Consider the following 15348-nt stretch of genomic DNA (forward strand, 5'->3'; position numbering starts at 1 on the left):
ACCTAATTTTTATTTGAGTAATTTAAAATTAAAAACTAGTATTTTAAATGAATTAAAAAAATTACTATAAACTACCAGTGCCAATTGACGAGAGTTTGATATAAGAAAATGTGCTTATTAAATTGTCATATCAATTGGTTTCATAGAGAGAAACGCAACGAAATTATATTGAGTCAATTTTCTTTGTTAAAACTATTTCTTGGTACTATTTTTCTTCATTTCATTCCGAAAAATCACTCGAAATGACACCTTAATTTTACATCGAGCTCACGCTAATTAGTTGATTAAGTTTTTCAAAAATTAAGTGACTTTCCCACCCGCGATATTGTAAATAACTGATAAACTTTTGCTTCGCTTTTTCTTTAGTTTCATTTTTTAGGCTATTCCATTTTTGCTCGCTTAACGCAGAAAACGATTCTAAATATGCCTCTTCATCAATTTCCTGTAGCGCTTTTTTTATATTGTATGTAGAAATTTTACGAAGTTTCAATTCCTGAGTAATACGTCGTTTCCCCCAATGCTTGATAGTAAATTTTCCGCGGGCAAAACTTTGAGCAAAGCGTGTTTCGTTTAAAAAGTTATGCTCAATAAGATGAATAATAATTTTTTCTCTGGCTTCAGTAATTAAATGAAATTCATTCAGTTTTTGCTCTACTTCCCAATGACAACGCTCCTGATAAGCACAATAATGCTCCAGCTTTTTTTTTGCCTCGGGGTAAGTGGTTGATTTTTTTTGAATCATTAAAAAACTAATTATTACAACACCATGGACTCCTTAGTGTATTGTTTATAGCTATAATATAAGGTAGCTAATGCCAGCAAAATTAATGAAAATACGATGGCAAAATAATAAGGAAGCTCAATGGTCCCTGCAATAATTTCTTTGGTAGCTAAAGACAAATTAAGAATTGGAATAAAAGCAGTGTTCCAGTTTAATTCAACTCCAGGTAACAATGCCATTGCAACTGGAAAAACAACAACTAAATTAACGGGGGTTGTTATACTTTGTGCTTCTTTAAATGTTTTTGCTCTAACTACCAGCGCAGTTAATAAACTTCCGAAAAACAAACTTAAAGGAACAAGCATGACAAATAGCATGATTAAAAATTTAAGACTTAAAATTTGATGTAAGGTTTCGCTAATTTCTTTTGGAATATCATTAATAAATTTAACTCCCATTAAAATTCCTGAAACAGAAAGTATGGCTAACGTTAATCCCATAAGGGCTATGCATAAAATTTTTCCGAAAAGAATATGAAAACGCGATGCGGGTGTGGTTAAAATAGTTTCTACGGTGCCTTTTTCTTTTTCACCCGTAATGAGTTCAATTGAAGGATACAAACATCCCAATAAACAAGTTAATACAAAAATATAAGGTAAAAATCCACCTAATGCCTTTCCAAATTTTTCTTGGTTTGAGGTTAAATCAATAGGATTTATGACTATTGGCGTAATTAGTTGCTCATCAATAGCCAGTTTGCTAAGTCTTTGCGAAACAATTTGCGATTTTAAGGCATCTATTTGAGCGGTTATCTTTTGTAAAGTGACAAATGATTCTGATTTGTGATATACATTTATTGTCCCTGTTTGTTGCGCATCAACAACAGACTCAAATTTTGCATTTGTTTCAATTATAGCATCCAAACTGTCTTTATGGAGTGCGTCCAAACCTTCAACTAACGAAAGGTTAGACTGAATTTTAAATTGCTTACTTTTAAATTTATCTTCTAAAAAAGAAGGAGTCTCGCCCACAAAAGCAACTTTTAGTTGCTTGTTATTTTCTTTATTAATAAAATTGCTTTGCACTTTAAAAGTTAGAAATAGTATTAAAGGAATTGCCAGTATAGAAATAAGCATACTAACAAGTGTTCTTTTATCACGTAATTGACAAATAAGTTCTTTTTTTAATACTGATACTATAATTTGCATGGATAATTGTAATAGGATAACTTAATTAATGTACTTCTAATTTGAAATTTAGTTTTAAATTTCTTGATGAGCTAAGGTGTTATTTTTAACAATGTCTATAAAAGCTTCGGTAAGTGACTGCCCATTAAGCTGCATTCTAAAATTATCCATAGCATCATTGTAAATAATTTTTCCGTGATTTATTATAGCTAATTCATCGCAAAGTAAATCCACTTCACTCATAATATGCGAAGAAAAAATAATTGTTTTTCCTGCTGCCTTACATTGCTTAATTAGTTCAATAATACTATTAGCAGTAATTACATCAAGTCCCGATGTAGGTTCATCAAATATAACAACATCAGGATCATGAATCATACTACGAGCAATGGACACTTTTTGTTTCATTCCTGTAGATAATTGACTAATACGCTTGGTTGAAAATTCATGGATATTTAACTGATCAAAAAGCAATTGTGTCCGTTGTTGAATGCCACTTTTGCTGATGCCGTGTAATTTACCAAAGTAAGTAACGGTTTCCTGTGGAGTAAGTTTGTCATACAAATTGGTAGAACCTGTTAAAAATCCGATAGATTTTTGAACCTCAGTAGCATTTGTAATGGTACTTTTATTATTGACTAAAATAGTGCCTTCAGTTGGTTTTAAAATAGTAGCTACCATACGCAACAAGGTAGTTTTTCCTGCTCCGTTGGGCCCAAGTAAGGAAAAGACTTTGCCAGGCGTACAGGTAAAACTTACATTATTTACAGCAAAAACTGATTGCGTATTTGTTTGCAGCTCTTTCTGTTGTTTTTTAGTTAATGTATATTTTTTGGTAACGTTTTTAACATCAATCATAAGTTCAAAATACAGCTATTTTTAATAAATAAACAACTTACTTTAAGGTATTTCCAATATATGAAATTCATAAAAAATCTACTAATAAACAACCACTTCATTACCGAAGTGACTTTATATTATTCCCTTTATTGGAAAGAAGTTATAAACTTCGCACAGCTGGAGTGTAAAAAACTAACATTTTTTCAAACCGAAAAAACCACTCCTAACTTATCAAAGTTAAAAGTGGTTTTGTATCATTTGTTTTGAAATACGAGCGAGACACTCGCATCAGCTAAAGTTTTAAATTTCTCAACAAAAAATTAGGATTTTTTTTCTGTATAAAATAGAACGATTTGAAATGGAAAAATTAACATTGAAAACAATGTTACCCACTACAGCCGCGTAAAACACCAAACAAATAATCATCGGCAGCATCGGCATATTCATCACCACAATTGCTATCAAAAGGATTTGTACTACCTCCCAAAGCCCTTCCGCATCGGTCATGATCTAAGCAATCCTTTGTCCAAGCACTGGCAAGCGTAAAAAAAGAAGGGCAACCAGATCCACATCGACCTAAACACCTATTTCCATTTACTTGTACTCTTTCAACAATTGATTTGCCGTTGGCATTGTCATATTCAGCATTTATAAAGGTATTTTTTCGGATGCACGCAATGCCTTCATCTACCCCCTTTTTACCAACATCCCCATCCGTAATTAAGGGAGCAGTTTTTCGGGTATGGTGCACATAACCCTCAGGAGATTTCCCCCAATATTCCAATAAGCGCAACAATGTATATTCCGACATTGTAAAATTCTCAGTAGTTTTTTTCTGAAATAAATACAGCGAAATTTCTTCGCCTAAGGCTAATAAAATATTTTTTTCTTCGCTAGTTAAAGCGGTGTCGTTGGTATTAAAATCGATGTGTTCATCCGTAAAATCTACAGCGGCTTCTAACATTTTTTTATCAATGGCAATTTCAGTGGTATAAATTCCTTCTTGATTTGAAAGTACTTTATAATGTATTTTATAACCGTTAATTATTGTTTTACCTGAAAATGAAGACTTTTCTTGGACTTCCAATCCAATAGACTCTTGAGCTATAGTAGCATCATCATTTTTGCTACAGCCAGTAAGTAAAACTATAAATAATAAAAGTAAAGGGGTAAGCAAACTTGTTTTCATGACTTAAGTATTTTAGTTTAGTATTGTAAAATTATAAGTCAATTGTAACCCAGTTGAATGCCCGTTGTTACCAAACTGTTATAAGACACTCCGTTAGTTTAGTTCACTATTTACTGTAGGTTAATTAAGTTTTAGTACGCTAGTAAAGTATTGTGTTTAATGGCTAAAATTAGCAACATCCGATTTTAATACCGCTAAAAAATTTACCTACGGATCAACTGTAACGTAGTTGTATATAAATCCAATTTATTAATTCTGGCGTTAAGCCAAGCGTAAAAACTAAGTATAAACAAATCCTCTTTTTGAGTATCCAATTGTTGAGTCAACTTTTCAAATTCTTTACTGGTTTTAGGATTTTTTAAATTAAAATAAAATTGATTTATACAAGAAATAAAATGCAATACTTTAGTTTCCTTACGTTGCTTTAACACGCTTGTATATTTTTTCTGAAAACTTTTAATTTTAGATGCTACAACCTCAAAATGATCCAATTCAATATGTAGTAAAATATCAATTAAGGCTTTTTTAATTACCCAAATAGTGCTTGCTTTTTTGGCGTACCATTGATCGCTGTGCTGAAACTGGTTAATGCCACCTAACGCCAATTTAAATTCGGATTGCTGAAAATAAAAAACTACTAAACTAAGTTGCAAATCCAAAATATAGGATAATTGATTAGTATGTTTTGCAAAGTTAAAGCTGGTGAGTAACGCAATTGCCTTTTCAGCTTGACTACTGTAGTTTAATACTAATGATTTCAGCAGGGTGTATTGGGGCGTAAACCGTGCATAGTATTTGTTTTGCTGTTCCTGCATTTGGACATGCATCAACTGTAAGTACGTATCCGAAGCATTAAAATTTCGATTCCTAAAATAAGCATTAGCTACGTAGTACAACACCTGAATGTGGTAAAACAATTGTTTGTCTGCTTTTCGGGAATTGACATTTAATGCCCGATAGCTATCTTCCACAAAATCCAACACAGCCCCGTAATCCCTGTTGATATTTGCTTTTTGGGTAACTATTTCTAAAATTTTGTATAAAGATTTATGGTCCAGGCTTTCGGAAATTGAAATGTTGAAATTGGACAAATTTTCGCGTATAATCTTTTCAGTTGATTTTAAATCTTTGCTCAGCTGATTTTGAACCATAGCATAAAAAATGTTCAAATTTTCTTCGTGCTGCAAAGCAATTTTATTTGCTTTTTGTTGAGTAATAATTTCGGTAACTTCTAATTTAGTGTTATGATGCGCATATTGAATTTTGGTGTAATACACTTCGTTTAAAATAGCATATAAATTAAATTTTAACGCCTGCTGTTCTGCTTTGCGTAACGTTTTAAAAGCAATATTGTATTGTTTCTGTTCAAAAAATACGCGACTTGCCATTAAAAATTTCAAAATTTCGAATTCTTCGGAGCTTTCACTGGCAAAATTTTGTGTGGCTATAAATTCAATTAAACTATCATGTAATCTTTTGCAAAGCGCATGGAAGGCGCCAGTTGCTTTTTTACCATAAAGCAGCACACTTAAATCAGAAGACACAACATCCTGTTCAAGTAATTTAAATAACTGAATATTTTTAGTATCGTGTCTTTTATTCTTTTTTTTTAGCTGTAGCAAGAAGGTAGCTCGCTCACTACTACTCAAATTTTGAATAATTGAAACTAAAGTATTCATTTATATCGTAAGTTTTTAATAGCTAACTATACTTATTTTAGCATATTTACATAATTAAATAGGTAAATATATCGTAATTTTTATAAAAAGATAGCTTTTTTAGTTAGGTTGAATTGAAGCAAATTTGTACTGTCAAAACGAAGTAATCAATTTTTGACAACAGTATAAATCATCAAAAAAATAGAAATTATGGAATACAAGTTTAGTAATGAAGTAACAGAAGAAAAAGGAGTTGAACATACCGAAAACAACAAAACGGTAGTATTTGACCAAAAACCAACGCCTGCATTTACGGGAGCGTCATGGGTTGCTTTAATGGCAGGTATTGTAGCCTTTTGTATAGGACTATTTAATACTGAAATGCAGTTGAATGAAAAGGGATACTATTTTACCATTTTATTGTTTGGGTTATTTTCAGCAGTATCCGTACAAAAAAACGTGCGTGATAAACTAGAAGGATTGTCCGTGACTGAAATGTATTATGGAATCAGTTGGTTTGCGGCATTGGCATCCATCACTTTATTAGTCATCGGCCTTTGGAACGCCGATTTGGATTTAAGTGAAAAAGGATTTTATAGCATGTCTTTTTTATTGAGTTTATTTTCGGCCATAGCCGTACAAAAAAATACACGTGATAAAAAATATATCGACAGTTTAAAGGAAAAATAACAACAAAAGAAGGAGCTTCATTTTATTGTCGCTCCTTTTTTTGATGATGGAAATGGTCATTTTTTAATGGCCATTTTTTGTGGGTTTGAGATCGTTTTATGGTAAGTTTCTTCTAACCTCTCTGTGGTTTCTTATATTTCTTGAAGGGTTTCTTGAATCAAAAATATGTGTTATTAGTGGATTGGGGTTATTTGTTACAGCTGTCGAATTAGCTATAGCCTAGAAGATGCAATAGCAATAAGTTGAGCTCTGTCTCTTGCAAGCCCTGAAGCTTGTCCGATTATATAAAACCTGTAAGAATCTCCAGTGTGATTTAATGCTACAGCTGATACTACAATTTCTTTTAAGTCAGAATTTCGGGCAAAAGAAGAAAGTGATAAAATAAAAAAGAATAAAAGTGGCTATTCTTTTCATGATAATTAAATTTAAGTTATGTATAAATTTAATATAAAATATTGATAATAATCATTTTAAAATATTATTTCAACCCAAACTCCGTCAAACGACTTACATATTTTCCAATAACATCAAATTCTAAATTTACCACAGTTCCCACTTTAAAATTTTTAAAATTAGTATGTTCGTAAGTATACGGAATAATACATACACTAAATTCATTTCGTTTGGAATTTACTACCGTTAAGCTGGTTCCATTTACCGTAATTGAGCCTTTTTCAATGGTAATATTATTTAATGCAGGGTCATAACTAAAGGTAAATTGCCAACTTCCCTCTGTTTCTTCAATAGACGTACACGTAGCGGTTTGATCCACATGTCCCTGAACAATATGACCATCAAGTCGATCTCCAAGTTTCATGCCGCGCTCCAAGTTAATAACATCGCCAACGGCAAGCGTATTTAAATTAGTTTTGTCCAACGTTTCCTTTATTGCAGTAACAGTATACAAGTCATTTTCAATAGCAACAACAGTTAAGCATACCCCATTATGGGCTACACTTTGGTCAATTTTTAATTCGCTGGTAAAATTTGAACGTATAGTAAGGTGTAAATTGTCTTTTTCATGGTTAAGCGAAACAATTTCGCCAAAAGTTTCTACAATTCCTGTAAACATAAGATTGTTTTATTTAGTTAAATTTGCCTTTACGCTACACAAATTTAGTGATTAGCTTTTACAGAAACCTGAATAATGATGAAAGAACCTAAAATACGTGTTGGAATTTCAATAGGCGACCTAAATGGCATTGGTCCCGAGGTGGTATTAAAAACATTTGACGATCCTAGGATGTTTGACTTTTGCACCCCGGTTATTTTTGCAAATTCAAAACTATTATCCTTTTTTAGAAAAAATAGTAAAACCAAAACGCATTTACAACACATCAAATCGTTAGATGAAATTGTTGAAAAAAAACTAAACGTTTTTAATGTATGGAATGAGGCTGTATCCATCAGTTTTGGCAAGGAAGATGTAAAAATTGGCGAATATGCCATCAAATCCCTAACCGCTGCTACCGAAGCATTAAAAAACGACCAGGTTGACGTTTTGGTAACTGCTCCCATTCATAAAACCGCGGTACAGTCCAAAGACTTTAAATTTCCGGGCCATACTGACTATTTGAATCAAGAGTTGGAAGGCGAAAGTTTGATGTTTATGATTACTGATGAACTAAAAGTGGGGTTGCTTACCGATCATGTGGCATTAAATGATGTGGTCAAACAATTAACTCCTGGCGTTATTAGTCAAAAAATTAGCACCATTCACCATTCATTAATAAAGGATTTTGGGATATCAAAACCTAAAATTGCCGTATTGGGTATTAATCCGCATACGGGAGATAATGGGGTTATAGGCCAAGAGGACGATGAGGTATTAAAACCCACGTTAGAAAAAATAAAAGAAGCCGGTAAATTGGTATTTGGACCTTACGCAGCAGATAGTTTTTTTGGATCCAACAATTACAAACAGTTTGATGCCGTGGTGGCTACCTATCATGATCAGGGATTAATTCCTTTTAAAACCTTGTCATTTGGTCAAGGAGTTAATTTTACTGCAGGTTTATCTAAGATCCGCACCTCCCCCGATCACGGAACAGCTTTTGAAATAGCAGGCAAAAATAAAGCCGACCATAGTTCCTTTGCTGAAGCTGTATTTAAAGCCATTAGTATTTTTAAACAACGAAATTTACATGCTGAACTAACGGCCAATCCTTTAAAAAAAGGAGTGATAAAAAAAATGCATGTAAAAAATAGTTAGTATCAATTTTTTATTATCTTTGCACCCGCCTTTATCTTGCGTAAAGTGCAACAAACTGAAGTGTCTATGAAAACATTCAAGGAGTATTTGATTCCTTTTGTTGGTTTAAAGCAAGGAATTCATCAGTTTGAATATCAAGTTGGAAACGACTTTTTATCGTTATTTGAATTTGAAGAGTACAATAGTACAGCCGTAACGGTAACTTTAGAATTTAACAAAAAAAGCACTTTTTTTGAACTAAATTTTAAAGCCACTGGTAAAGTAAATGTGGACTGCGACGTTACTACGGAGCCTTTTGATTTACCAATAAGTAATGAGCTGTTTGTTGTAGTTAAATTTGGAAACGAATTTAATGATGAAAATGAAGAAATACTTGTTATTCCTCATGGTTCATACGAAATAAACGTTTCGCAATATATTTATGAATGTATTGTGTTGGCTGTACCATCAAAAAGAGTGCACCCTGGGGTGGAAGATGGAACGCTGGAATCAGACATACTGGAGCATTTGGAAACATTGGCCCCAAAGGAAACAAAAGAAAAAGTAAAAACGAAGAGGATATTGATCCTCGATGGAATAAATTAAAGAATCTACTAAAAGATAATAAATAACTGAGTTATGGCACATCCTAAGAGAAAAATCTCCAAAACAAGAAGAGATAAAAGAAGAACACATTACAAAGCAACTACTCCACAAATTGGAACTGATGCAACCACTGGTGAAGCACATTTATACCACAGAGCTCACTGGCACGAAGGTAAATTATATTACCGCGGTAATGTACTTATTGATAATTCAGAAGAAGCTGTAGCTTAAATTTACTTTCCAAATTGATAATACAATTTGTTTTGTAAATTATATATAAATAAAAGTAAATAGGTTTTCCTAAAGCTAATACTGGTAATTTTTCCAACTAGTTTTAGCGCAAGCATAATTTTTTATAAAACTTATTATTACTTTTTGTGTAAAATTGTGATAATTTTAGGTTGCAAGTAGATTCAATTATGTATTAAATTTAATGTATGTTGAATTATTTATTAGGCATGCATAACATTATATCGAAAAACGCTCAATTAACGAGCGTTTTTTTTGTTTTTAGTTGAATATGTGTCAAAATCGACTTAATTTGCACAACATTTGCTTAAAAAAGGTCAGTTTTGCTTCATTTTGAAGCATTTTTGTTCTTGTAAGGAAATTTTAACCTACTGTTATGAGTAAAATTACAGCGGCTATAACAGCTGTTGGTGCATATGTACCAGACTATAAATTGACCAATAAAGAGTTGGAGGGTCTTGTGGATACTAATGATGAATGGATCACTACGCGAACGGGAATTAAAGAACGTCGTATTTTAAAAGATCCCGAAAAGGCTACTTCATACATGGCAATAAAAGCAGCCAAGGATGTCCTTGCAAAACGCAAGCTGGATCCTGCTGAAATTGATATGATCATTGTGGCCACAGCCACCCCTGATATGTCAGTTGCGGCTACGGCAGCACATGTAGCTACTGAAATTGGTGCCGTAAATGCCTTTGGATACGATTTAGCCGCAGCATGTTCAAGCTTTTTGTACGGCATGTCAACCGCAGCAAGTTATGTACAGTCTGGTAGGTACACTAAGGTACTGGTTATAGGAGCGGATAAAATGTCGTCCATTGTAGATTATACCGACCGTACTACTTGTATCATTTTTGGCGATGGCGCAGGAGCTGCACTATTTGAACCTAATGATGAAGGTTTGGGGTTGCAGGATGAGTATTTACGTAGTGATGGCGTAGGACGTAATTTTTTACGCATTGAAGCTGGAGGATCCTTACATCCAACTACACAACAAACCATAGAAAACAAACAACATTTCATAAAACAGGACGGAAGAACAGTATTCAAATACGCGGTTTCAAGTATGGCAGGTGCGTGCGAAAAAGTAATGGAACGCAATAACTTGACCAACAATGATGTCGACTGGTTGGTGGCTCACCAAGCAAATAAGCGTATTATTGATGCCACAGCTAACCGAATGAGGTTAAAAGATGAAAGTAAAGTACTGATCAATATTGAAAAGTACGGAAATACCACATCAGCCACCATTCCTTTAGTGCTCAACGATTTTGAAAAGAAATTTAAAAAAGGAGATACCTTAGTATTTGCTTCCTTTGGAGGTGGATTTACGTGGGGCTCAGTTTATTTAAAGTGGGCTTATAATTCTTAACCAAATACAACAATAACTAACAACATATCTATATCATGGATTTAAAGGAAATTCAAAACCTTATCAAGTTTGTGGCTAAATCAGGTGCAAGCGAAGTGAAATTAGAAATGGATGATGTTAAAATCACCATTAGGACAGGATCCGATGACAAGGAAACAACAATTATACAGCAAATGCCAAGTGCTGCACCCGCAGTACCACAACCAGTTGCTCCCGTTGCTGCTCCAACACAAGATGTGGTAACACCTGCTGCTGCCGGAACCCCTTCGGCTGCTGATGAGGATTCAAAATATATTACCGTTAAATCACCTATTATTGGTACTTTTTATCGTAAACCATCCCCGGACAAACCAAATTTTATTGAAGTTGGCGATACTATCAATGAAGGCGATGTACTTTGCGTTATTGAAGCAATGAAACTTTTCAATGAAATAGAAAGCGAAGTTTCAGGTAAAATAGTAAAAGTACTAGTGGATGACTCTTCTCCAGTGGAATTTGATCAACCCTTATTTTTGGTAGACCCCTCGTAGGTCGCTTTTTAGGTAACTAAACGTACTATTATGTTTAAAAAAATATTAATTGCCAACCGAGGCGAAATTGCACTTCGTGTCATTCGTACTTGTAAGGAAATGGGCATTAAAACAGTTGCTGTATACTCTACTGCCGATGCTGATAGTTTACACGTACGCTTTGCCGATGAAGCCGTATGTATTGGTCCTGCACCAAGTAATGAATCCTACTTAAAAATTTCAAGTATTATTGCTGCTGCAGAAATTACAAACGCCGATGCCATTCACCCTGGCTACGGTTTTTTGTCTGAAAACGCTAACTTTTCAAAAATTTGTGAAGAGCACGATATCAAATTTATTGGGGCTAGTGCCGAAATGATCAACCGCATGGGGGATAAAGCTTCCGCGAAAGCGACCATGATCGAAGCAGGCGTTCCCACTGTACCAGGATCCGAAGGGGTGTTGGAATCCTTTGAAGAAACTGTAAAATTGGCCGAGGAAGTAGGCTACCCAGTAATGCTAAAAGCTACTGCTGGAGGTGGAGGAAAAGGAATGCGAGCAGTTTGGGCTGCAGAAGACCTTGAAAAAGCCTGGGAAGATGCTCGTCAGGAAGCAAAAGCATGTTTCGGAAACGATGGCATGTATTTGGAAAAGCTTATTGAAGAGCCTAGACATATTGAAATACAAATTGTTGGGGACAGTAAAGGAAAAGCCTGTCACTTGTCCGAAAGAGATTGCTCCGTACAACGCCGCCATCAAAAACTAACCGAAGAAACACCGTCGCCATTTATGACGGATGAACTAAGGGAAGCCATGGGGAACGCCGCAGTAAAAGCTGCAGAATTTATCAAATACGAAGGCGCAGGAACCGTAGAATTTTTGGTTGATAAACACCGGAATTTCTATTTTATGGAAATGAATACCCGTATTCAGGTAGAACACCCAATCACGGAAGAGGTAGTAAACTATGATTTAATTCGAGAACAAATTTTAGTAGCGTCAGGAACACCTATTTCAGGGAAAAATTATTTTCCAGAATTACACTCAATCGAATGCCGTATCAATGCGGAAGATCCGCATAACGGATTCAGACCATCACCAGGAAAAATTACAAATTTACATATTCCAGGAGGTCACGGTGTACGTGTAGATACACATGTGTATAGTGGTTACATGATACCTCCTAATTACGATTCCATGATAGCAAAGCTTATTACCACAGCACAAACGCGTGATGAAGCGATCAATAAAATGAAGCGTGCTTTGGATGAATTTATTATCGAAGGTATAAAAACAACCATTCCTTTCCACAGGCAATTAATGGATCATCCAGACTATGTAGCTGGTGATTATACCACAAAATTTATGGAAGATTTTGAAATTCAATAAACGCTTAAAATGATAACAAAAAAAACCTCAACTTGTAAGTTGGGGCTTTTTTTATGAAAAAATCATACGTTTAATATCATTTCGTGTTTGAATTTGCCTTAGAGAAAAATGATGGGTTTAGGAGTCATACAAATCAGAAAAATAAGCATAGCATGTGTTACGGTTCTTTTTTATGTTGATGTAGAATTTGTAAATGCGCATTTTAATTCAGTGAATTCGTATAGGTAATTGTTTAAACTTGGTCAGCATTGTTTCAAATGATTCTTAATATTAAGAAAAAGGTTTTAATTATTTGAAAATTAAGCGTCTAAAATAAAAATAAGCTTTAAAAATTTGGTGATTCGAAAAATCCTGATAGTTTTGGAGATATGTCTGTACTGATTCACATATAAAATTGTTGTAAACAAGCTCAAAAACGATACTAATGGAAATAAATAAAGTTAATTTAGATTCAAAACTAAAGACATTTAACGAATATTGGACACCAAAAATAGTTGGAGAATTAAACAATCAATTTGTTAAAATAGCAAAGTTCAAAGGAGAGTTTGTAATGCATAAACACGAATTTGAAGATGAACTTTTTTATGTAATTGATGGAAAATTATTCATCGAATTAACAGATAAGACTTTAGAAATAAATAAAGGTGAATTTGTTGTCATTCCAAAAGGAGTAGAACATAAGCCATTTGCACCTGAAGAAGTTAGTGTAATGTTATTTGAACCAGCATCAACACTAAACACTGGAAATACACAAAATGAGTTAACCGTATCAGAATTAGATAAAATTTAGTTTGTAAAATGAAATTTGCTCATACTAACATTATAAGTTTAAATTGGAAAAACTTGCTGATTTTTATATAAGAACTTTTGACTGAAAGGAAATTTTGTTGAATTACAAAGTGGAGATAGCCAGTTTACAACACATAAAGCATTCGTCTTGCCGATAGGCTATAGATGAATGCGATGTTGACTGACCCGGTGATGGATTTATGGGGAAAGTGGTGAGGGATGCTCCTTAATTTCAAAAAGTATTAAAAAGTTCAAGCCCGTTTTTAAAAGACTTCACTGCTTGATCCCCTCTCTAGCTAGCAAAAAACGAATCCATTATTACAGATTATAAGTTTTATGTTCGTTTAATCCAATTTTAAGCTATTTCCTCTAAGTTTAGACAATATTTATCCTGTCCCTATTATGGGATTATTTAAAAATCTTTGTCGTCTTTAGTTTTTGTAGCCAGTGCTTTGGTGGACCTCGCACCCCAAAGTAAGCAATGATTTGCAAAAGTCCCTTTTTTACATTTAGGGCAAAGACGCTGGTTCTCCTTAGCCTTTTCCGCTTTAACATTTAGTGGACTTTTAGCCAATGTCGCTTACAGTTTATTTAGGTTGAATCTACTGCTTCGGTTATCGTTAAAAAAACGTTTTGAAGTTGCAGTTATGTGCCTACCTATCCTGCCTTATAGCCTCATAAAAAAATATTCCTCAGAACTAACGGCACAGTCTGGCTTACTTCAATCATTGGGTCATACCAATCAACCTTGCCACTTGCTTTACTTAGAAGCGTTGCTTCCTCGTATCCGGAACTCGCACCCTTTGGGACATTCTTTATTTAAATGAACTATATTTACCATTCAAGGCACACACAATGTATAAAAAAACATAGGGCGTTTGTACTAAATCGAAAGTTCTGTGCTTGTTAACAAAGTCCGCTAAATATAAAATTTGGCATTTATAGTAAAAAAGATAAAAGCAAAATATTTATATTGAGCTAAGTAATAAATCGAAACGTAAGTGCTTGTCACCTGCCCTACGTTTCTTATACTGAACGTTGCCCATAATGCTGAAAAAACACAAAAGTTATCAATTTGGTAACTTTTTTAGTATATTTGCGTCAAACAAATTGAAGTGAAAATATTTTCGAGAGGAACGTTGCGAGATTTTTGGGAAAAGCACAGTAATTGCGAATTACAATTGAAGACATGGTATCGTGAAACTGAAAAATCAGATTGGTCGACTATTAACGACCTCAAATCGGAATATCCAAATGCAAGTATTTTAAAAGACAATCGGATTGTTTTTAATATTAAAGGAAATGATTACCGATTGATTGTAAAATTTAACTTTGAGCATCAACTTGCGTGGGTACGTTTTATAGGAACGCACGCTGAATATGACAAAATTAACGCAAACGAAATTTAAGATGAATATTAAACCGATTAGAAACGAGGTAGATTACCACAAAGCACTTGAGCGTTTAGAAGTAATCTTTGATGCCAAAAGAGGAACTGACGAAGGCGATGAATTGGAAATTCTTGCAATAATTATTGACAACTACGAAAAGGACAATTTTCCAATCGGAATGCCAGACCCAATTTCAGCTATAAACTTTAGAATGGAGCAAATGGGATTGAAACAAAAAGACTTAGTCGAAATGATTGGTTTTAAAAGTCGAGTAAGCGAAATAATGAACAAAAAACGCAAACTGACTTTAGATATGATCAGAAAACTAAACGAAAAGTTACACATTCCAACAGAAGTGTTGATACAAGATTATTAAAGGCATGGCGGAAAGCACTATAATACATAAAGCATTCGTCTTACCGATAGGCTGTAGATGAATGCGATGTTGACCAATGCCAAAAAGTATTAAAAAGTACAAGCCCGTTTTTAAAAGACTTCACTGCTTGATCCCCTCTCTAGCTAGCAAAAAATGAATCCATTATTACAGATTATAAGTTTTATGTG

Annotated in this window: 15 protein-coding genes and 1 pseudogene; 10 read left to right on the top strand and 6 right to left on the bottom strand. The window is 33.8% G+C overall.

What is annotated here, in order from left to right; genetic code table 11:
- Positions 1-256 precede the first annotated feature (256 nt).
- The 5 genes from GMC_RS0106505 to GMC_RS21645 form a co-directional block, all read right to left on the bottom strand.
- Positions 257-742 (bottom strand): regulatory protein RecX, encoded by a 486-nt coding sequence (locus tag GMC_RS0106505; RefSeq protein ID WP_010521378.1) that lies wholly within the window; start codon positions 740-742, stop codon positions 257-259.
- Between the two features lie 14 nt (positions 743-756).
- Positions 757-1929 carry an ABC transporter permease gene (locus GMC_RS0106510; RefSeq protein WP_010521379.1) on the bottom strand — a complete coding sequence of 391 codons (1173 nt, stop codon included), beginning with the start codon at positions 1927-1929 and terminating at the stop codon, positions 757-759.
- Positions 1930-1983: 54 nt separating this feature from the next.
- Positions 1984-2766, bottom strand: coding sequence for an ABC transporter ATP-binding protein (locus GMC_RS0106515; RefSeq protein ID WP_010521380.1), 783 nt, complete (start codon positions 2764-2766; stop codon positions 1984-1986).
- A 367-nt stretch (positions 2767-3133) separates the two neighbouring features.
- A complete protein-coding gene (locus GMC_RS0106520) occupies positions 3134-3937 on the bottom strand; it encodes a DUF8213 domain-containing protein (RefSeq protein ID WP_010521381.1) in 804 nt (267 codons plus the stop codon).
- Between the two features lie 203 nt (positions 3938-4140).
- Positions 4141-5616 (bottom strand): hypothetical protein, encoded by a 1476-nt coding sequence (locus GMC_RS21645; RefSeq protein ID WP_010521382.1) that lies wholly within the window; start codon positions 5614-5616, stop codon positions 4141-4143.
- A gap of 189 nt (positions 5617-5805) precedes the next feature.
- Here GMC_RS21645 and yiaA point away from each other — a divergent pair, with 189 nt between their 5' ends.
- On the top strand, positions 5806-6285 hold the full coding sequence (gene yiaA / locus GMC_RS0106530) for an inner membrane protein YiaA (RefSeq protein WP_010521383.1): 480 nt from the start codon (positions 5806-5808) through the stop codon (positions 6283-6285).
- A 478-nt stretch (positions 6286-6763) separates the two neighbouring features.
- Here the strand turns inward: yiaA and GMC_RS0106535 are convergent, their stop codons facing one another.
- Entirely contained in the window at positions 6764-7357 is a 594-nt protein-coding gene (locus tag GMC_RS0106535) for a riboflavin synthase (RefSeq protein WP_010521384.1), read from the bottom strand.
- Positions 7358-7432: 75 nt separating this feature from the next.
- Here GMC_RS0106535 and pdxA point away from each other — a divergent pair, with 75 nt between their 5' ends.
- The 9 genes and pseudogenes from pdxA (at position 7433) to GMC_RS0106585 (ending at position 15160) form a co-directional block, all read left to right on the top strand.
- Entirely contained in the window at positions 7433-8497 is a 1065-nt protein-coding gene (gene pdxA / locus GMC_RS0106540; RefSeq protein WP_029489632.1) for a 4-hydroxythreonine-4-phosphate dehydrogenase PdxA, read from the top strand.
- A gap of 66 nt (positions 8498-8563) precedes the next feature.
- Positions 8564-9108: pseudogene (locus GMC_RS19325) on the top strand (YceD family protein).
- A 7-nt stretch (positions 9109-9115) separates the two neighbouring features.
- The gene (gene rpmF / locus GMC_RS0106550) at positions 9116-9313 is read left to right on the top strand and encodes a 50S ribosomal protein L32 (protein WP_010521387.1); all 198 of its coding nucleotides are present in this window, start codon (positions 9116-9118) and stop codon (positions 9311-9313) included.
- Between the two features lie 394 nt (positions 9314-9707).
- Complete coding sequence (locus GMC_RS0106555; RefSeq protein ID WP_010521388.1) at positions 9708-10706, top strand: beta-ketoacyl-ACP synthase III; 999 nt, start codon at positions 9708-9710, stop codon at positions 10704-10706.
- A 35-nt stretch (positions 10707-10741) separates the two neighbouring features.
- On the top strand, positions 10742-11236 hold the full coding sequence (accB, locus tag GMC_RS0106560; RefSeq protein ID WP_010521389.1) for an acetyl-CoA carboxylase biotin carboxyl carrier protein: 495 nt from the start codon (positions 10742-10744) through the stop codon (positions 11234-11236).
- A gap of 30 nt (positions 11237-11266) precedes the next feature.
- Complete coding sequence (gene accC, locus GMC_RS0106565; RefSeq protein WP_010521390.1) at positions 11267-12604, top strand: acetyl-CoA carboxylase biotin carboxylase subunit; 1338 nt, start codon at positions 11267-11269, stop codon at positions 12602-12604.
- 424 nt (positions 12605-13028) lie between these two features.
- Positions 13029-13394, top strand: coding sequence for a cupin domain-containing protein (locus GMC_RS0106570; protein ID WP_010521391.1), 366 nt, complete (start codon positions 13029-13031; stop codon positions 13392-13394).
- 1114 nt (positions 13395-14508) lie between these two features.
- Positions 14509-14802, top strand: a complete 294-nt coding sequence (locus GMC_RS0106580; RefSeq protein ID WP_010521392.1) for a type II toxin-antitoxin system HigB family toxin — start codon at positions 14509-14511, stop codon at positions 14800-14802.
- Between the two features lies 1 nt (position 14803).
- Complete coding sequence (locus GMC_RS0106585; RefSeq protein WP_010521393.1) at positions 14804-15160, top strand: helix-turn-helix domain-containing protein; 357 nt, start codon at positions 14804-14806, stop codon at positions 15158-15160.
- Positions 15161-15348: the final 188 nt, after the last annotated feature.

Origin of the sequence: Aquimarina agarivorans, assembly GCF_000218485.1 — a bacterium.
Taxonomy (GTDB): Bacteria; Bacteroidota; Bacteroidia; order Flavobacteriales; family Flavobacteriaceae; genus Aquimarina; species Aquimarina agarivorans.